We start from the raw sequence: 19,528 nt of genomic DNA, 5'->3' as shown, positions 1-19,528 counted from the left end.
GGAGGTCAGACCGGAATCGAATCGGGACACCTCTCGGACGGACGCCTCCCCAGTCGGTCACCCGCAAGGCGCCTCTTCGGGGAAGGGCGAGGGTTCACTCCTCTTCTGTGATCGCCAATGCGGCCGCGTCTTTAGGGCCACTGGTCAGCAGCACCTCGAATCCCTCTCTATTGAGAATTGGAATGCCCAACTTGACCGCTTTGTCGTATTTCGATCCGGCGTTTTCTCCCGCCACCAGAAACGACGTCTTCTTAGAGACCGAACTCGCCACCTTGCCGCCGAGTCTTTGCAGCGCGGCGCCCGCCTCATCGCGGGTGAAACCCTCCAAAGTGCCGGTGACCACGAAAGTCAGCCCTTCGAGAAGTTGCGGCGGCAGCTCCTCCTCCGCCGGCGCCTCGTCCTCCATGAGCACACCCGCGGCCCGCCATCGCTCGACGATCTCGCGGTGCCAATCGACGGCATACCACTCCCGGATGGAAGCGGCGATCGTCGGCCCCACACCCTCGACTGCGGCGAGATCCTCCTCCGCGGCCGAGAAGACACGCTCGGCGCTGTGGAACTCGGCCGCGAGAGCCTGAGCGGCGGACGGGCCGACGTGGCGGATGGACAGCGCCACGAGCACCCGCCAGAGAGGAGCGCTCTTGGCCTTCTCCAGCTCGCCGAGGAGCAACTCGACCGTCTTCTTCGGCTCCCCCTCCATGTTGGCGAAGAACCGGACGACTTTGTCCTCCCCGGTCGCCGGATCCTGCTTGGCCAGGCCGGTGTCCTTGTCGAGGACCAGGCTCCTGATCGGCAGCAGCTGATCGATCGTGAGGCTGAACAGGTCGGCGTCGGTGCGGATCGGCGGCTCCTCGGGCGGGAGCGGCCGGGTCAGCGCCGTGGCCGCCACATAGCCGAGCCCCTCGATGTCGAGTGCCTTCCTGCTCGCCGCGAAGAAGATGCGCTCGCGGAGCTGGGCGGGACACGACCGCGCGTTGGGGCATCGGATGTCGACGTCGGCCTCCTTCATGCGCCGCAGCTCGGTGCCGCACTCGGGGCAGTGGGTCGGCATCGTGAACTCGCGCTCGCTGCCGTCGCGCAGGTCGGTCACGGGGGCGAGGATCTCGGGGATCACGTCGCCCGCCTTGCGGAGCACGACGGTGTCGCCGATCAGCACCCCCTTGCGCGCGACCTCCTGCGCGTTGTGCAGCGTGGCCCGCTCAACGGTGGACCCGGCCACGACCACGGGCTCCATCACCCCGAACGGCGTCACCCGGCCGGTGCGGCCGACTCCGACCCGGATGTCGAGCAGCTTGGTGTTGACCTCCTGCGGAGGATATTTGTAGGCGATCGCCCAGCGGGGAGCACGCGAGGTGGAGCCCAGCTCACGCTGCACCTCCATGCGATCGGCCTTGACGACGACCCCGTCGATCTCATAGGGGGGATCGTGGCGGTGCTCGCCGTAATAGGTGATGTAGTCGCGGATGCCCTCAAGATCGGGCACCACCCGATAGCGGTCGCTCACCGGCAACCCGAGGGCGGCGAGCGTGTCGTAGACCTCGGACTGGGTGCGGGGCTCGCCCACGCCCTCCCACCGGCCGACGCCGTGCACGATCATCTCCAGCGGGCGCTGAGCGGTCACCCGCGGGTCCTTCTGCCGCAGAGAGCCCGCCGCGGCGTTGCGCGGATTGGCGAAGGGCGGACGCCCCTCCTCGACGACCTGCGCGTTGACGCGCTCGAACCCCTCGACCGGCAGGAACACCTCGCCGCGCACCTCGACCAGATCGGGCACGCCGTCACCGCTCAGCCGATGCGGCACATCGCGGATCGTGCGCACATTGGGGGTGACGTCCTCCCCCATGCGCCCGTCGCCGCGCGTCGCCGCACGCACCAGCACGCCCTTCTCGTAGACGAGTGCCAGCGCCAGCCCGTCGATCTTGAGCTCGCAGAGATAGGGACCCGGGTCGCCCTCGGCGAGCCGCTCCACCCTGGCCTGCCACGCCACGAGCCCCTCGTCGTCAAACGCGTTGTCGAGGCTCTCCATGCGCACAAGGTGCGCCACGGGCGTGAACTCGGTGGAGATCGGCGCCCCGATCCTCTGCGTCGGAGAGTCGGGCGTGCGCAGGCTCGGATGAGCCTCCTCCAGCTCCCGCAGCTCGCGCATCCACCCGTCGTATTCGGCATCGCTCACCGAGGGCGAGTCGAGCACGTAGTAGCGCCAGTTGGCCTCATCGACCAACTCGGCGAGCTCCGCGTGCCGCACGCTCGCGTCGCCCGGCACACTCACAACGCCAGCCTCCATGCCCCTGCTCCCCTCATCAATGCCTCAGGGAAAAGGTAGCGCCGCCCACCGACAAAACCGCCCCCGACCTGGCCATCATTTGACCGGCCCGCCTTCCCGACCGACCCGCCCGACCCCACCCTCACACCCCCGAAAGCGGCCGGCCGCCTACTCCTCGCCAGGGTCCTCACGAAGCACGCGGGCGGACTCGCGGCACTTCGCCAAAGCCGCCTTCGCATAAGCTGGGGAGGCCCCCGCCAGTCCGCAGGACGGCGTCAGCACCACCTGGCCCGCCAGGGTCGCGGCCGGGAACCCGAGCCGCCGCCACAGCTCGGCCACCGGGCGTGCCACCACCCCGACGTCGGGCAGCGGGGAGTCCACGCCAGGCACCACGCCGAACATGAACCCGAGCCCCGCCTCCACCGCCTCGCCGATCGGATCGTCGTCGCGACCGGTGATCAGCTTCAGGTCGAGGGACAGGCCACGAGCGCCCGCCGTACGCAGCAGGCGCACCGGCACCCGCGGCGCGCAACAATGCACCACGGGGAACACCCCGGGCAGGCCGAGCAGCCCCCCGAGCACCTCGGCCGCCACCGGCCCCTCCACCGCCGGCAGCCGCCCGAACCCCGAAGCCGTCGGCACCGTGCCCGCCAGCACCCCGGGCAGCCCGGGTTCGTCGACCTGGAGCACGATCGTGGTGACGCCGGGCACGCTCCGCCGTATGCGCGCCACGTGCGCGGCGACGCCCTCGATCAGCGAGGCCGTGATGTCGCGCACCGCGCCGGGATCGCTCAGCGCCTTGTCGCCATGGCGCATCTCGACGGCCCCCGCGAGGGTCCACGGCCCGCACACCTGCACCTTGAGCGGCCCCTCGTAACCCTGGGCCACCTCCTCAAGCGTGTCGAGATCGCGGGTCAGATGCTCGCGGGCACGCCTCAGATCGCGCCCCGGCCGGTCCGCGAACCGCCACCCCGACGGCCACACCTCGACGGGCAGCTCGACGAGGAACGACGCGCCTCTCCCGATCATGTCCGCGCCGACACCGCGCCCCGGCAACTCGGGAAGGTACGGCAAAGCCGGCAACTCGCCGAACACCGTCTTGACGGCCTCGACCTGATTCTCACCGGGATGCGAACCCACCCCGGTCGCGCTCGCCTCGCCCCACGGGAAGTCACTCACGTCCGGAAAGCCTAGGCCCTCCCGAAGCCGCCGCCGCCGCGGGTTCTCAAGCCCGCGCCCTACGCTGGGTCGGATGAAGCTCACGAAACTCGGCCACGCCTGCCTGCGCCTCTCCAAGGAGGGCTGCACCCTTGTCGTCGACCCCGGCAGCTTCTCCGGGGACACCTCGCTCGACAAGGCCGACGCCGTGCTCATCACGCACGAGCACTTCGACCACCTGGACACCGCGCTGCTGTCGGCCGCCGCCGAGGCCAACCCCGGCCTTGAGGTCTACACCTGCGAGGCGGTCGCCGCCCAGCTCGCCGGTTCCCCCGTCACCCCGGCGGTCGTGCGGCACGGCGACACGTTCACCGCGGCCGGGTTCGGCGTGCGGGTGGTGGGCGAGTGGCACTCGCCGGTCCACCCCGACGTGCCGATCATCCAGAACGTCGGCTTCATGATCGACGACGAGGTCTTCTACCCCGGCGACGCGCTCACCGTCCCCGACACCCCGGTCCCCACGCTGATGGTGCCCACCTCGGCACCGTGGCTGAAACTTTCCGAGATGGTGACCTACCTGCGAGAGGTGCGGCCAAGCCGTGCCTTCTCCACCCACGACGGCCTGCTCAACGACGTGGGTCTGGCCCTGGTGGACAACTGGCTGGCCCTGGAGTCGGACCGCCAGTCGGCCGAGATGCGCCGCCTCACCATCGGCGAGACCGTCACCTTGCCGTAGCCCGCCCGCACAGGCTCTGCCGTACCCCCCCATGTGAGCCACGTCGGGACCGCCGGCCGAGACACATCAACCGACTGGCCACGCCTGCCCCGCCGGGCCACTCGGCCTTCGACGGCCGCCTCCCACAGGACCGTCGGCCCGGTCCTGTCGGACAGGACAGCCAACACCCCAAGATCAGGAGAGAGCCCGATCCAGAGGCCCCAGGATCAGGAAGCGCCCGAGATCGTGGCCGACCCGATAACCGTCTCACCGACATAAAGCACCGCCGCCTGACCCGCGGCGACGCCGGTGGCGGGGGTGGCCAGGGTGATGTGGAGATCGCCGCCCGAGAGCTCGGCATGGCAGCCGTAGACCTCGCCGTGCGCGCGGAGCTGCACGTGGCAGGCCAGTGGCTCGTGAGGGGCGGGCAGGGGGCCGTTCCACACCGGGCGGGTCGCGGTGATCGTGGTGACCTCCAGCGCGGCGCGCGGGCCCACGGTGACCGTGTTGGAGACCGGCTCGACCGACAGCACATAGCGGGGGCGGCCGTCCTCGGCGGGGCGGTCGATGTGCAGGCCCTTGCGCTGGCCGACGGTGAAGCCGTAAGCCCCCCGGTGGGTGCCGACCACGGCGCCGGTCAGGGCGTCGACGATGGGCCCCTCAGGGGAGCCGAGGCGGTCGGCCAGGAAGCCCCGGGTGTCGCCGTCGGCGATGAAGCAGACGTCGTGGCTGTCGGGCTTGTCGGCCACGGTGAGGCCGCGCTCGGCGGCCTCACGGCGCACCTCGGCCTTGGTGGAGTCGCCCAGGGGGAAGATCGCGCGGGCCAGCTGCTCACGGGTGAGCACGCCCAGCACATAGGACTGATCCTTGTCGGGGTCGGCGCTGCGGCTCAGCACCCCGTCGACAAGCCGGGCGTGGTGGCCGGTGGCCACCGCGTCGAACCCGAGCGCCACGGCCCGGTCGAGCACCGCCTCGAACTTGATCTTCTCGTTGCAGCGCAGGCAGGGGTTGGGCGTGCGCCCCGCCGCGTATTCACTGACGAAGTCCTCCACCACATCACGGTGGAAACGCTCGGCCATGTCCCAGATGTAGAAGGGAATGCCGATCACGTCGGCCGCGCGGCGCGCGTCGCGCGAGTCCTCGATCGTGCAGCAGCCCCGCGCGCCCGTGCGATAGGACTGGGGGTTGGCCGACAGCGCCAAGTGCACGCCCGTGACATCGTGCCCCGCCTCGGCGATGCGAGCGGCGGCCACAGCGGAATCCACGCCGCCCGACATGGCGGCAAGCACACGAAGACCCATAACACCAACGAGGGTACCCGGTAGCGTCACCCCAATTGGGCTGGGAGAATCCTCGGCCATGCGACCATTCGCTCGAAAGAGCGCCTCGGCGGAGGCCGACCAGGAGATCAAGAGGTTCTGGACCTGGTGGGAGAAGGCCCGTCCGGAGCTTTCCGCTCTGGCCGCCGATGACGACAACGACAAAATGGGTGAGCTGCTCACCGCCGCCGTGAACGCGATTCATCCGGGCCTGGCCTGGGAGGTCACCTCGGGCCTGCTCGCCAGACACGCCCTCACGGTGACGGCGGCCGGTGACCCCGAGCTCCGGTCCACGGCGCACCGATGGGCCCGCGCCGCCCCCGAGGACGCCGACTGGGAGTTCTATCCCTCGCGCCAGCCCGTCCTCGGCGCCTCCGAGCTGACGCTCGACGCCGGCGGGGTTGAGGTGCCGCTTGATCAGATGACGCTGGGCCTCCGCGTGCCTCCGGGCAGGCCGCGGCTGGACGTCGCGGCCTACCATCCGGTGTTCGACGACCTGGACGAGGAGGCGAGGATGGAGGCGACCCTGCTGGCCCTCGACTCGCTGCTCGGCGAGGACGAGGTGGCGAGGTGGATCGGGGAGATCACCCCGGCGACGTTCCCGCCCATCGACGCCGTCGCCGCCGCGTTCCTCCCGGCCGTGGTCAACGATCTCGCCTCGGGATATGAGGACGAGCAATGGACCCTGCTGGAGGGCCAGGCCGACGGCGGGGTCAAGATCGTGGCCTTGGCTCGCATGCCGCTGCGCCAGGTCGACCACCCCCTGTTCGACCAGCACATCTCGATCACACTGCCCTACCGGCACGCCACCGCCGAGGGCCTGCCCGCCGAGACGTCCCTTTCGGCGCTGAACGACTTCGAGGAGCGGCTCACCGCCCAGGTCGCGCAGTTGGGCGGCGACGCGCTGATCGTCGCGCACATGAGCATGGCCGGCCGACGGTTGATCCACATCTACGCCGACCCCGCCGCGAGCGTCCAGAACACCCTGAAGAAGACGGCGGCGACGTGGAAAGAGGGCCGTGCCGCGATCGAGGTCAACGACGATCCCGGCTGGATCGCGATCGCCCCGTTCCTCAGCTGACCCCAAGGCCCGGCGGCCCCCACACCCGCCGGGCCGATGTACGGAGAAGCCCACCCCGGACCAGACCGGGCAGTTGCACGGCGAAAGCCCGCCTGGCCACCCCCAACGAGGCGCAGCCGGACACGAGGCCCGTGGTGCCCGGCCGGACAGGAGTACGGCGGAAGCCCCCGCAACGCCCGCCCGGCAGGTGAGCTCCAGCAGTCGGCACTCACAATGCAGCCGGATCCCGAGGGGAACGGCCCCGGCTCAGCTCAAAGCCCACACGGCAGGCGGCGGGGCCCGGTGATGGCTCAGGCAGCCAACCGGCACCCCAAGCCCGCACAGCAGGCAAGCGGGCACGGACACGAGGCCCATCGCGCAAACCTCCCCCACCGGGCAGGAGTACGGCGGAAGCCCCGCAGTGGCCACTCGCCCGGCAGGTGGAGCCGCCGGCCGACGCCGGCTCAGCCAAGCCCACGCGACGGCAGCCGGGCACGGCGGTCACCGTACGCCCCTGGCCCGGACCCGGACGCCAGGGCGTTGGCGGGCCTCAGCGCGGACGGGTGCCGGAAAGGCTCAGCTCAACCCCGCCCGCCGGGCACGTTCGACCGCCGGTCCGATGACCTCGATGAGGCGGTCCACGTCGGACTGGGTCGAGGTGTGGCCGAGCGTGAAGCGGAGGGAGCCCCTGGCCAGGGCCGCGTCGGCGCCCATGGCGAGAAGGACGTGGGAGGGCTGGGCGACGCCGGCGGAGCAGGCCGAGCCGGTGGAGCACTCGACGCCTTTGGCGTCGAGCAGCATGAGCAGCGCGTCGCCTTCGCAGCCGGGGAAGGAGAAGTGAGCGTTGCCGGGCAGCCGGTTGACGGGGTCGCCGTTGAGAACGGCGTCGGGGACGGCTTCGCGGACGCGCTCGATGAGGTCGTCGCGGAGCCCGCGCAGGGTTTTGGCCTGTTGATCGCGCTGCCCGATCGCCACGCGGAGGGCGGCGGCGAGGCCGGCTATCGCGGGGGCGTCGAGGGTGCCGGAACGCACGTCGCGCTCTTGGCCGCCGCCGTGGAGGACGGGCACGGGGGCGCTGCCCCGGGTGAGGAGCAGCGCTCCCACTCCGGTCGGCCCGCCCACCTTGTGCCCCGACACGGTCATGGCGTCGACGCCGGAGTCGGCGAAGGACACGGGCAGCTGGCCGACCGCCTGGACGGCGTCGGTGTGGAAGGGGATGCCGTGGTCGTGGGCGATCGCGGCGAGGACTTCGATCGGCTGGACCGTGCCGACCTCGTTGTTGGCCCACATGACGCTGATCAGCGCGACGCGGCCGGGGTCGGCGCCGATGGCGGCGCGGAGGGTCTCGGGGTGGACCAGGCCGTGTTCGTCGACGTCGAGCAGCTCCACCTCGGCGCCTTGGCGGTCGCCGAGCCAGGCCGCGGGGTCGAGAGCGGCGTGGTGTTCGACGGAGCTGATCAGCACCCGGGTCGCACCCTCGGCACGCCTGGCCCAGTAAAGGCCCTTGATGGCGAGGTTGTTGGCCTCGGTGCCGCCGGAGGTGAAGACGACCTCGGAGGGCCTGGCGCCCAGGACTTCGGCGATGCTCTCGCGTGACTCCTCGACCACACGGCGCACGTTGCGCCCGGCCGCGTGCAGCGCCGAGGCGTTGCCCACCTGCCCGAGTTGCGCGGTCATGGCCTCGATCGCCTCGGGGAGCATCGGCGTAGTCGCCGCATGGTCAAGATAGGCCGGAATCACGGCCGCATTCCCCTTCCCGCCCTGCATTACTTGACCCTTCAAGGGTATCGGCGCGGGCGGGTACGACCACCCCCAGGTTTGCATCCTTTACCGTCCGGACGGTACAGTAGATCTCATGAGGAAGGATGAGCTCTTGAACGCGGCCGAGAGCCTGCTCGCCGAGCAGGGTGCTCAGGCGCTGACGCTCGCGGCCGTGGCGCAGCGCGCCGGCTGCAGCAAGGGCGGCCTCCTCTATCACTTCAGCAGCAAAGAGTCCCTGATCAAAGGCATGATCGAGCGGCTTGTCGCCGATTTCGACGAGCTCGTGGCCACCCAGGGGCACAGCACATATTCCGCGAATTACGTGGGCGCGACCTTCGCCGCCGTGCGCACGGGCCGCCTGCGCCGCTGGGCGGTCGTCACGGGGGCCGCGGGCGACCCCTCGCTGCTCGCCCCCCTGCGCGAGGCGATGGCCCGCTGGCATCGCGAGGGCATCGAGGACGAGCCCGACCCGGTGGCCGCCGAGATCGTCCGCCTCGCCTGCGAGGGCGTGTGGGATGTGGCGAGCCACGACCCGGAGCTTTACAACGGCGAGCGCCAGGACAGGCTGGAAAAACGCCTGCTGGCGATGCTCTCGGCACAGGAGGGATAGCGCCGCCCAGCTCAGGGAACGCGATCCACGGAAATAGCCCCCAAAAGGCTGCATTCTCCACGGCATGCCCACAATTTGCCGGGTGCACATCACTCCGCGCCACCCCACGGGCCCCACACAGCCCGTCACTCCCAAGGCGCACGGTGTCGCCGGACACACCCCCGCGAACCCAGATGACCTGCGCAAACACCGCCTAGGCACACATAGCGGGGCCAAAAAACTGGTGGTCGCTCTTTCAGCCCAGGCGGAAAGAGCGACCGCATTATGTCTTCCCACGTCCTCAACCTCGAAAACCTGTTGATCCCCGATTTTCTGCAGAATCCCCGACGGCCTCACACGTATGAGGCTGCCTAGCGACTAAAAACACTCATTAGCTCACAAAAGGAATGGAACATGACTCGCGACCTGAGGACGGCCCGCAGGGGAACGCTCCTCACATTTGTCCTGGCCGGTCTGATGTGCGGAACCTTCACCGTCCGCATCCCCGCGATCGCCGACAAACTCGGACTGTCCGAGTCGTCGGTCGGGCTCGCGCTGCTCGCGTGGGGTCTCGGCGCATTGGTGACCATGCAGGCGATGCGCGGAATCATGGCACGAGTGGGCAGCAGAAGCGTCCTGCGCTTCGGCGGCCCCCTCTGCGCGGCGGCGCTGGTCCTGCTGGCCCTCGCCCCGACCTATCCCCTGTTGCTGGCCGCCGCCGCGCTGTTCGGCATGGCCTTCGGCGTGGTCGACATCGCGATGAACGCTCAAGGCTCGACGGTCGAGCGCGCCTACGGCCGCCCGGTGATGAACGGCATGCACGCCGGATGGTGCGTCGGCGCCATCGCCGCCGGTCTCGCGGGCACCGCGGCCATCGCCGCCGGCCTGCCCTTCACCGCCCACGTGACGCTCGTCGCCGCGGTCTCCCTGCCGATCCTGGTATTCCTCGGCCGCACCTACCTGCCCGACCTCCGCCAGGTCGAGGCGGACGGCGAGCGCACGAGCGGGCGGCGCCTGCCCCCGGTCGTCTACCTGCTGGGCGCTATCGCCTTCTTCGCGTTCATGGTCGAGGGCACCGTGGCCGACTGGAACGGACTGTTCCTGCGGAACACCCTCGGCGCGCCCGAGGCGATCGCGGCCCTCGGCTACCCCGTCTTCGAGGCGGGCATGTTGCTCGGCCGTCTGACCGCCGACCGCGTGCGGTCCCGGTTCGGCGCCCGCGGTCTGATCGCGGCCTCCGGCGCGGCCACCGCGGCGACCTTCGCCGTAGTGGTCATCGCGGCCAACGCGCTCGTGGCGATCGGCGCGATGTTCTTCGTCGGCATCGCCGTGGCCGCCGTGTCGCCCCTCTCGCTCTCGCTGGCGGGCACGGCCACCGCCACGCCGGGCCCGGCCATCGCGCAGACGGGGGCCATGGGCTACGCGGGACTGCTGCTCGGCCCGGTCGTCATCGGCTTCGTCTCGGACGCCTCGTCGCTACGTGTGGCGCTTGGCGTGGCCGTGGTACTGGGCGTGCTCATCGCCGTGGCCGCCCGCTTCCTCCCTCGCGCCGAACCCCGCCTCGCCGCCCACTCCGAGGTCACCGGCACCCCCCGCGAGCGGATCAAGGTCGCAGCCTAGAACGAGCGCATCACGCTGTGGACCCGGGCCAACCCGACCAGTGCCCGCCGCATCTATGAGGCGGCGGCCTGGTGGATAAGTGACCCGGCGAGCAGTCCGGCCTCCCCCGTCGTCGACCAGACCTGGACACGCCCTCCTCCGACCCGGCGCCGACCAGGCTCATGCCGTACGGCACAGCCAAGGCAGCCGGCCGCCCCGCGAGAAGCCGCTAGCCGGGCTCACGCCGTACGGCACAGACCACGAGAAGCCGGACCGCCAGGCACGGCCAGGCACGGCCGTAAAGGCGAAGCGGCCGCCCCCAGACCGGGAGGCGGCCGCTTCCGTGCAGCAGGTGTTACTTGCGCTTCTCGATCTCCTCGGTCAGCTGCGGAACGACCTTGAAGAGGTCCCCCACGATGCCGTAGTCCGCGAGCTCGAAGATCGGGGCCTCTGAGTCCTTGTTGATGGCCACGATCGTCTTGGCCGTCTGCATGCCGGCGCGGTGCTGGATCGCACCGGAGATGCCCGCCGCGATGTAAAGCTGCGGCGACACCGTCTTACCGGTCTGCCCCACCTGGAACTGGTGCGGATACCACCCGGCGTCGGTGGCGGCGCGGGACGCGCCGACGGCGGCGCCGAGGGTGTCGGCCAGCTTCTCGATGAGGGCGAAGTTCTCTGCGGAGCCGACGCCGCGCCCGCCGGACACGACGATGGCGGCCTCGGCGAGCTCCGGCCTGGCGCCCTTCTCCTGCTTGACGCGCTCGACGATCTTGGCGGCACGGGCGGAGTCGGACAGCGCGACCGTGACCTGCTCCTCGGCTCCGGCGCCCGCGGTGGCGACGGGGGCGGTGGAGTTGGGCCGTACGGCCACGATGGGCGTGCCCCGGGTGACGCGGCTGTGGACGTTGACGCCGCCGCCGAAGATGGACTGGTCGGCGACGAAGCCCTCACCGAGGCCGACGGCGTCGGTGATCACGCCGGAGCCGGTCTTGACGGCGAGCCGGCCGGCGATCTCCTTGCCCTCGGCGGTGGCGGCCACGAGCACCGCGCCGGGGGCGGCGGAGCCGACGAGCTGGGCGAGCAGCTCGGCCTTGGGCGCGACGACGTAGTCGGCGATCTCGGCCGAGTCGGCGACGTAGACCTTGTCGGCGCCGTATTCGGCGAGGCGGGCCTTGGCGTCGGCGGAGTAGCCGGGGCCGGCCCACACCGCGGAGGGGGAGCCGAGGGAACGGGCGAGGGTCAGCAGTTCGAGGGTGACCTTCTTGACCTCCCCGTCGACCTGCTCGACGAGTACGAGAATCTCAGCCATGTGCCTTGGTCTCCCTCAGATGAACTTCTTGGACGCGAGGTATTCGGCGGCCCGCGAGCCTCCGTCGCCCTCGTCCTTGACGATGGTGCCGGCGGCGCGCGGCGGGGCCGCGGCGAAGTCGACGACCTCGGACCAGGCGCCGGCCAGGCCGACCTGGGCCGCATCGATCTCGGCGTCGGCGATGCCGAGGGTCTGCACCTGCTTCTTCTTCGCGGCCATGATGCCCTTGAAGGAGGGGTAGCGCGGCTCGTTGATCTTCTCGACGACCGAGACGACGGCGGGGAGGGTGGACTCCACCTTGTCGTAGCCGTAGTCGGTGAGGCGCTGGATCGTGATGCTCTGGCCGCTCAGCTCGACCTTGTTGGCCAGGGTGAGCTGCGGCGCGCCGAGGCGCTCGGCGAGCATGGCGGCGAGCAGGCCGGTGCGGGCGTCGGTGGACTCCGAGCCGAGGATGACGAGGTCGAACCCGATCTTCTTCAGCGCCTGCGCCATCGCATACGACGTGGCGAGGGCGTCCGAGCCGTGCAGCGCGTCGTCCACGAGGTGCACGGCCTTGTCCGCGCCCATCGCCAGGGCCTTGCGTATGGTCTCGGTGGCCTTGCTCGGCCCCATGGTGAGGACGGTCACCTCACCGCCGTGGGCCTCCTTGACCCGCAGCGCCTCCTCCACGGCATATTCACACAGCTCGTTGATGACGCCGTCCGCGGCGTCACGGTCGAGCGTCTTGTCATCGGACCTAAGTTTGCGCTCGGTCGCCGTGTCGGGGACCTGCTTCACGCAGACGACGATGTTCATGGCCGGTGGACGACCTCCCGTGCTTCGCGTGCGCCGCCGGTGGGTCGGCGCCGGATACGTACGTGATGCCTAGACTGCCAGGTGCTCGAAAGCGTGGTGGCAGCGGGTGGCCTGGGCTCTCGTGACTGCCCCGGTCCCTTTCCACAATGTTACCCGCGAGTAGCTTTGTTGCAAACCTACACGACAGCGGGCACCATCTCCACAACCCTACCGAACTATGTTCCGGACGCTGCTATCCGGATGTCGCTATCCGGCCACTGCCAGGACCACCAGCACCACGATCACGGTGGCGAAGGCCAGCCCCAGCGTGAACGGCGAGAAGAGCGCACTCAGCAGAAAGGTCAGCCCGACCGCCCCGAGCCCGCTGCCCAGGCCGAGCACCGCCCGGCCGACGTCCCTGCGCATGAAGAGCCCGATGCCCGCGTCAACGACGACCCCCGTGCCGTAGAGGCCGAGCAGGAGCATCGACACCTCGGGCAGGCCCGTGCTCATCGCCGCCGCGCCGAGGGCCGCCACCACACCCGCGCCGATGGTGGTGATGCGCCTGACGCGCGCCCTGCGCCGGGCCTGAGCCACCTCCGCCGAAGGGCGCGAGTCACGCTGCTGCCCGGGGCGCCACTCGCGGGTCGACAGGTTGTGCACGTCGGTCCCGGCCGCCGCGGCGGGCGCACTCTCCCCCGCCGGCTGCCCCTGCGGGGGCGGAACGGGGATCCTCGCCCGGGAGAACACCCGCGGCACATGACGCGGCCCCGGAGCCCCGATCGGGCCGGGCAGCCGCTGGAGCAGCTCCTCCGCCGCCGGACGGTTCGCCGGCTCGGGGTTGAGGCAGTCGCGCAGCACCCCGGCGAGCCACTCGGGCACACCGTCGAGGTCGGGCTCATGGTGCACGACGCGATAGCCGACCGCCGCCACCGTGCCCGTGCCGTACGGCTGGCGTCCGGTCGCCGCGTAGGCGAGCGTGGCGCCGAACGCGAAGATGTCGGCCTCCAGCCGGGTCTCCTGGCCCTCCAGCACCTCGGGGGCGAGATAACCGGGTGTGCCGACGACGGCGCCCGTGGCGGTGACGGAGGCGGAGTCGAGCACCGAGGCCACCCCGAAGTCGATCACCACCGGCTCGCCGTCGGCCAGTATCACGTTGGACGGCTTGAGATCGCGGTGGATGACCCCGGCGCCGTGGATCACCGCGAGGGCCTCGGCCAGGCCGCGCGCCAGCCGTACGAGATCCTCGCCGAACACCGGGCCCTCGGTGTCCACCACGACGCCGAGGGAGCGGCCCTGGATGTACGCGGTGACGAGGTACGGCTTGCGCCCGTCGAGCGAGGCGTCGAGGACCTCGGCGACGTGGCGGCCGCGCACCCGGCGCATCGCCTCGACCTCGCGGGCGAGTCTGGTCAGCGCCTTGGCGTCGGCGGCGACATGGGGGTGGAGCACCTTGACCGCCACGGTGCGGCCTTCGGGGTCGAGTGCGAGATGCACTTCGCCGAACCCGCCCGCCCCCAGACGCGAGAGCAGGCGGTAAGGACCGAGGTGGTCACCTTCCGGGGTTCCCATGCCTCTCCTTCCGGACGTCAACCACATCGTGCCCCAGGCCCTGACGGCCTGCACCCGCCTCGGGCACGGGGGTTCCCCTCAAAGCGGTCAAGACACGTCAGATCTTTACCAACGCGTCAAAAAGCCCAAACCGAGGCTAGACATAAGATCGCCCACCATTCCCGTCACAACGTCCACGATTCCCATCTGTCCCTCGGACACCGTGCGCCGGAACTCGTCGCTGAGCTTCTCCAGCACCTGCGACGGCGGCTTCCACGGCTGGAAGGACGGGGTCGTGCCGACCGCCGTCATGACGACGAAGAAGGCGATCGTGCCGAGCGTGATGGCGATCACCGCCGCCGCACCGGGACTGCGGATGACCCCGGTCAGCGTGCGTGTGACGGCCTTGCGCGGCGCGCCGCCGCCCGGCAGCAGGAACAGCCCGAGCACGAACGCGCCCGCCGCGAAGGCCGCCGCGGAGTCGGTGGTCAGGCCGAAGCCGAACCGCAATATGCCCCACACGCACATGCCGGCCATGGCCGACAGAGGCACGTGCACGAGGGTGACGAGCGCCGCCTTGATCAACGCCCAGGGTGTGCCCACCACCACCATGAGCGGGTCGGCGGCGCTGCTGCCCCGCTCGGTGCGGCGGTTGGCGAGGTTGCCGAACAGGTATTCGCCGACGCGCAGGCACAACACCACCACGACCGCGATGGCGCTGACGAGGACCGGCAGCATGCAGGCCGCGCCCGCGAGGATCGCGAGCAGCAGCGCCCCGATCACGGGGTGGGCGGCCCGGTAGGGCGCCCGATCCGCGGCGGGAGGGGTGTGCGGCCGCACCGCCCGGGCAGGCGGCTGGGTGTCGGGCGGGGAGTACGGCCGGGCCTTCTGGGGTGCCGGCGGATATGCCTGAGCCGGTCCTGTGGGGCGCGGCGCGGGATATCCGGCCACCCGCTGGTCGGGATAGGGCGGCGGGGCCGGGGTGTACGGCGGGGGCGCGACCCTGGACTGGGCGCCGGTCTGCGGGGGCGCGCCGACCGCGGGAGCGGCGGCGGCCCGCTGAGGCATGCGCTGCTCGCGCGGACCCGAGCGGTCCTTGCGCCTGGGCGGCGGCGCGGCATATTGCACCGGCGGCAGGAGGTCGGCGAAGTCGTCCTTCTGGTCGACGGACCGCGAGCCGCCCGGCCTGCCCGGCGGCCCGGCCGGCACGGGGTCGAGCACCGAGGTGCCTGCCGCGTCGAGCACCGAGGTGCCCCCCGTGTCGAGCACGCGTGTGCCCTCGCTGAGCCGCTCCACCCGCGTCTCGGCGGGCGTCTCGTGGAAGCTCGTCACCGCGGGGTCGAGGGCGCGGGCCATCTTGAGCAGCGCCCTGGCGCTCGGCCGGGCACCGGGCTCGACGTCGAGCGCCTTGCGCAACCAGCCGCGCAGCCACGCGGGGGCCAGGTCGATCTGCGCCCGGCCCTCCATGATGTTGTAGCAGACCACCTCGAACGCGCCCGTGCCGAAGGGCGGCTTGCCCGTGGCGCCGAAGAACACTGTCGAGGCCAGCGCGTGCACGTCGGCGGCCTGGGTGATCTCGGAGTCCTTGATGATCTCGGGCGCGAGATAGCCGGGTGTGCCGACGAACATGCCGGTCTGCGTCAACCTGGTGGCGTTGACCAGGTGGGCGATGCCGAAGTCGATGACGAGGGGATCGCCGTCGACCAGCATCACGTTGGAGGGCTTGAAGTCGCGGTGGATCACGTCGGCCGCGTGGATGGCCACGAGGGCCTCACACAGGCCGCGGATCAGCCGCACCATCTCGCGGTCGGACAGCGGGCCCTCGGCGAGCACCTTGTCCTCAAGGGTGCGCCCGGGGGCGAACCTCGTCGCGACATAGGGCATGTCGCCCGCCATCTGGGCGCCCATGACCTCGGCCACGTGCTGTGACCGGACCCGGCGCATGGTCTCCACCTCGCGCTCAAGCCGGTCGCGGGCCTTGAGGTCGGCGGCGACGTGCGGGTGGAGCACCTTGACGGCGACCTCGCGGCCCTCCTCGTCGCGGCCCAGGTGGACAACCCCCATGCCCCCCTCGCCGATCTTGCGGATCAGTGTGTAGGGGCCCAGCCGATCGGGCACCTCCACGCCACTTGCGCTCATCGGATCACCCCGCCTCGTCCGCCGTCCCGGGAGCCACGCTCCCGGCACCCCCCTCGCGTGCTCATCCCGCCGCCTTCCATCTGAGGTCTTCCAGTCTGTCGATGACGAAGCCGACGTCGATCGGCGTCCAGCCGATCGAGAACGCGCCGTCCCCCACGACACCGGCCGCCACGACCAGAATCAGTCCGGCCAGGGCCGCCAACGCGCAAGCAGCCGTCACAGCCACCGTACGCGCGGGAAGCAGGGACGCGAGCGTTCTCTTCATCTGACGGCTCGGCCCCTCCACCCCCGGTCCGGCGCACAAGGTCCAGAGCGCGACCGCCGCACCCCAGTTGAGCGTCGTCGCGACGGGCATGGAGTTGACCAGCACCGCGAGCAGCAACGTCACCGGCAGCCCGAGCACCAGTGCGTATGGCACGAGCGCCGCCGTGATGCCGGCCGACCTCGCCAGCACCCCCGGCCGGCCGAGCACCCTGATCACATCTCCCGCCGCCTCCCCCACCGGCCGGCGCGCGTTGAGCGTCGGCTGGTCGAGGTCGGCCGCGCGCAGCAGCACCGAGACGGGAATCGCCAGCGCGGCCACCAGCACGGGGGCCACGACCGCGAGCCCCACCATGATCACGGCCAGCATCACCGTGGCCACGCCGTACGCCCTCGACCTGCGCAGGGATACCCCCTGCCGGCGGGCGTCCGCCTCGGGCGGGGTGAAGCGCCGGCCCGCCGCATAGGGCGCCGCGGTGCCGGAAGGCCCCTGCTGCGGGGGGTACGGCGGAGCGTGGGAGGCCGTCTGAGCGGAGGGGGCCTGGTGCCCGGCCGGCCGCTGTCCGCCCTGTGCGGGCCGCACAGGGGCGTGCGGCGGGGTGCTGTGTCGTGCCGCGGGGTCGGGCGGGCGGGCGGAGCGGAAGTACTCGGGCGGCAGCTCTTGCGAGCGCACCCGCGTGGTGGGCACGTCGCCCTCGGCGGGCGGGACGCGCAGTGTGGGCACGTCCGAGTCGCTCCGGGCATCGCGGGCCTCGGGCTGCCGCGAGGGCTCCCACGTGCCGGAGGCGACCTGGCGCAGCTCGTCCGTCGTCACCCTGCGGGTCGGTAGCTGGTCGTCGTCCTGCGGGGCGTCCGCCGGGAGGTCGCCGAGCAGGGACACATATTGCCGGTCGCCGGTGGCGGGGTTGTCGCGAGAACCGGTCTTGCCCGCGGCGTCCGGCGGGGCGGGCACGGCGGGACCGCCCACACCCGAGGGGATGGCGCCGGAGGGGATCGCTTTCGAGGCGCCGGGAGGGGTGGACGCCGGGCGGCCGGGCGGCGGCCTGCGCTGCCCGGTCCGCGGGCCCACGACCCGGGGCGTCGGGATGTCCCCCGAGTCCTTCGGCGGCACGCTGTCGAACTCCGGCACCGTGATGATCTCGTCCGGCACACGCACGGCGCCGGGCCTCGGCGGCGTCGGACGCGGCATCAGGCGGGCGATGTGGGCGGCGAGATCGGTGGCCTTGGGGCGCTTCTTGGGGTCGCGCTGGAGCGCGGCCCGCAGCAGGGGCTGGAGCACCGGCGGGGCCGCGTCTACGTTGGCCCGGCCCGCCGTGATGTTGTAGAAGATCATCTCCAGCGTGCCCTTGCCGAAGGGCGGCTGCCCGGTCGCGGCGTAGAGCAGCGTGCCCGCCCATGCGTGCACGTCGACCTCGGGACCGGCCTCGTGGCCCTCGATGATCTCGGGCGCGAGGTAGCCGGGCGTGCCGATGAACATGCCGGTCTGCGTCAGCCTGGTGGCGTCGACCGCCTGGGCGATGCCGAAGTCGATGAGGACGGGCTTGCCGTCGAGGATGAGCACGTTGCCGGGCTTGAGGTCGCGGTGGATGACGCTTTCCTCGTGCACGGCGGCGAGGGCGGCTGCCACGCCGTAGGCGACCTGGAGCAGCACCTGCAGGTCGAGCGCGCCGTCGCGCTTGACGACGTCGTCGAGCGGGTCGCCCGCCACATAGCGGGTGACGATGTACGGCCGCAGGCCGGTCACATCGGCGTCGAGCACCTCGGCGATGTGCTCACTGCGCACCAGCCTGAGCGTCTCCACCTCACGGGAGAGCCTCCGCCGGGCGAGGTCGTCGCCGGCGACCTCCGGGCGCAGGACCTTGACCGCCACCTGGCGGCCCTGTGGATCGACGGCGAGGTGGACGACACCCATGCCGCCTTCCCCAAGTCGCCTGAGCAGTTTGTAAGGCCCCAGTCGATCGTCCTGCTGATTCATGGCATGCAGCACCATACCGGCTGAAACACCGCCACCTTGAACGCCGCCACTTTTAACTCTGTTGCCGCTAAGGCTGCCCGAGAGACGACCCAATTGCCCACATGAGCACCTTTCACCCTGGTTCGCGAGTTCGGATCGCGAGACCACCCGGCGGATCCGGCGGAGCGTTCCGGCCCCTCTCCGAAGCCCACCGGTGTGCAGCGGTCGGAAAACAGGGCATCGCCCAGTCTCCAACCACATAACGTTCGGCCGGATACCAACGGTTTCCCAATCGGGGAACTACTTCAACCCCTGTCGTGCGCTCAAACTGTCAGAGCGAGCACTTCCGCCTGCTTCAACCCGGCGAGCACAGCACCGGACACCGCGAGTTTGGAGCGGCGCACCCCGCTTCCGATGACGACACACGGATGCTCCGCCACCGCGGCATCCACCAGAAGCGGCCATTCACCCGGAAGCCCGAGTGGGGTGATGCCACCGTATTCCATGCCCGTCATCTCCACTGCGGAATCCATCGGGGCGAAAGAGGTCTTTCGGGCATCAAGGTGACGGCGCACCACTCCGTTGATGTCGGCGCGCCGATCGGCCGGCACCATGCAGGCGGCGTGACGGGTCTCACCCCCGCGCTTGGCGGCGACGACCACGCAGTTGGCGGACTCGGTCATGGTGACGCCGTAGCGCTCGCAGAACGCCGCGGTGTCCGCCAGGGCCGGGTCGATCTCCGCCACCCACGCCTCGACTCCCGACTCGCGTACGGCACGAGCCACGGGGTCGGCCAGCAGATCGGGCCGGTCGAGTGCGGGAACCCACTCAAGCGTGCCGAGGATCACAAGAACTCACCTTTCACACCACATCAGGCCCCCGGTCTTCTCCTGCCGTCCCTCTGACGCGGCGGGTAGGTGAGGCTTACCGTCCACCATAGGGAATCGTCCGACCTTACGCGGGCACGGCTTCCGCACCGGCCCGCCGGAGCAGTGCCGAGACGCCGCCGGCCCCGCCCCGGGGCTCCTCGGCGGCCCGGTAGGGCCCCGTGAAGCCCCGGCGGGACGCCGCCCGGGCTT

Annotated in this window: 14 protein-coding genes; 4 read left to right on the top strand and 10 right to left on the bottom strand. The window is 71.0% G+C overall.

Annotation, left to right across the window (positions count from 1 at the left end):
• Positions 1 to 94: 94 nt before the first annotated feature.
• Together ligA and Ssi02_RS13845 are read right to left on the bottom strand one after the other, a co-directional pair.
• On the bottom strand, positions 95 to 2,281 hold the full coding sequence (gene ligA / locus Ssi02_RS13850; protein WP_204025547.1) for an NAD-dependent DNA ligase LigA: 2,187 nt from the start codon (positions 2,279 to 2,281) through the stop codon (positions 95 to 97).
• Positions 2,282 to 2,428: 147 nt separating this feature from the next.
• Positions 2,429 to 3,439, bottom strand: a complete 1,011-nt coding sequence (locus Ssi02_RS13845) for a methionine synthase (RefSeq protein ID WP_204025545.1) — start codon at positions 3,437 to 3,439, stop codon at positions 2,429 to 2,431.
• A 73-nt stretch (positions 3,440 to 3,512) separates the two neighbouring features.
• Between Ssi02_RS13845 and Ssi02_RS13840 the strand changes: the two genes are divergently transcribed.
• Positions 3,513 to 4,154: an MBL fold metallo-hydrolase gene (locus Ssi02_RS13840; RefSeq protein WP_204025543.1), complete on the top strand. Its 642-nt coding sequence runs from the start codon at positions 3,513 to 3,515 to the stop codon at positions 4,152 to 4,154.
• Positions 4,155 to 4,360: 206 nt separating this feature from the next.
• Here Ssi02_RS13840 and mnmA read toward each other — a convergent pair whose 3' ends face one another.
• Positions 4,361 to 5,434: a tRNA 2-thiouridine(34) synthase MnmA gene (mnmA, locus tag Ssi02_RS13835; RefSeq protein ID WP_204025540.1), complete on the bottom strand. Its 1,074-nt coding sequence runs from the start codon at positions 5,432 to 5,434 to the stop codon at positions 4,361 to 4,363.
• A 58-nt stretch (positions 5,435 to 5,492) separates the two neighbouring features.
• On the opposite strand from mnmA, the gene Ssi02_RS13830 reads away from it, so the two are divergent.
• Positions 5,493 to 6,533, top strand: coding sequence for a DUF695 domain-containing protein (locus tag Ssi02_RS13830; RefSeq protein ID WP_204025538.1), 1,041 nt, complete (start codon positions 5,493 to 5,495; stop codon positions 6,531 to 6,533).
• Positions 6,534 to 7,088: 555 nt separating this feature from the next.
• Here Ssi02_RS13830 and Ssi02_RS13825 read toward each other — a convergent pair.
• Positions 7,089 to 8,279 (bottom strand): cysteine desulfurase family protein, encoded by a 1,191-nt coding sequence (locus Ssi02_RS13825; RefSeq protein ID WP_204025536.1) that lies wholly within the window; start codon positions 8,277 to 8,279, stop codon positions 7,089 to 7,091.
• 106 nt (positions 8,280 to 8,385) lie between these two features.
• On the opposite strand from Ssi02_RS13825, the gene Ssi02_RS13820 reads away from it, so the two are divergent.
• Positions 8,386 to 8,883 (top strand): TetR/AcrR family transcriptional regulator, encoded by a 498-nt coding sequence (locus Ssi02_RS13820; protein ID WP_239128895.1) that lies wholly within the window; start codon positions 8,386 to 8,388, stop codon positions 8,881 to 8,883.
• Positions 8,884 to 9,276: 393 nt separating this feature from the next.
• Positions 9,277 to 10,482 (top strand): MFS transporter, encoded by a 1,206-nt coding sequence (locus Ssi02_RS13815; RefSeq protein WP_204025532.1) that lies wholly within the window; start codon positions 9,277 to 9,279, stop codon positions 10,480 to 10,482.
• A 334-nt stretch (positions 10,483 to 10,816) separates the two neighbouring features.
• Here the strand turns inward: Ssi02_RS13815 and Ssi02_RS13810 are convergent, their stop codons facing one another.
• From Ssi02_RS13810 to Ssi02_RS13785, 6 genes are all read right to left on the bottom strand, one after another.
• Positions 10,817 to 11,770: an electron transfer flavoprotein subunit alpha/FixB family protein gene (locus tag Ssi02_RS13810; protein ID WP_204025530.1), complete on the bottom strand. Its 954-nt coding sequence runs from the start codon at positions 11,768 to 11,770 to the stop codon at positions 10,817 to 10,819.
• A gap of 15 nt (positions 11,771 to 11,785) precedes the next feature.
• Positions 11,786 to 12,565, bottom strand: a complete 780-nt coding sequence (locus tag Ssi02_RS13805; RefSeq protein WP_204025527.1) for an electron transfer flavoprotein subunit beta/FixA family protein — start codon at positions 12,563 to 12,565, stop codon at positions 11,786 to 11,788.
• Between the two features lie 246 nt (positions 12,566 to 12,811).
• Positions 12,812 to 14,116, bottom strand: coding sequence for a serine/threonine-protein kinase (locus tag Ssi02_RS13800; protein ID WP_204025524.1), 1,305 nt, complete (start codon positions 14,114 to 14,116; stop codon positions 12,812 to 12,814).
• A 105-nt stretch (positions 14,117 to 14,221) separates the two neighbouring features.
• Positions 14,222 to 16,234, bottom strand: coding sequence for a serine/threonine-protein kinase (locus Ssi02_RS13795; RefSeq protein ID WP_204025522.1), 2,013 nt, complete (start codon positions 16,232 to 16,234; stop codon positions 14,222 to 14,224).
• A gap of 61 nt (positions 16,235 to 16,295) precedes the next feature.
• A complete protein-coding gene (locus Ssi02_RS13790) occupies positions 16,296 to 18,470 on the bottom strand; it encodes a serine/threonine-protein kinase (protein WP_204025520.1) in 2,175 nt (724 codons plus the stop codon).
• A gap of 302 nt (positions 18,471 to 18,772) precedes the next feature.
• Positions 18,773 to 19,294, bottom strand: a complete 522-nt coding sequence (locus Ssi02_RS13785; protein WP_204025953.1) for a YbaK/EbsC family protein — start codon at positions 19,292 to 19,294, stop codon at positions 18,773 to 18,775.
• Between the last annotated feature and the right edge of the window lie 234 nt (positions 19,295 to 19,528).

It is taken from the genome of Sinosporangium siamense, from assembly GCF_016863435.1.
Taxonomy (GTDB): domain Bacteria; phylum Actinomycetota; class Actinomycetes; order Streptosporangiales; family Streptosporangiaceae; genus Sinosporangium; species Sinosporangium siamense.
Note: the sequence above shows the minus strand (reverse complement) of the source record. Positions and strands in the feature narration are given on the sequence as shown.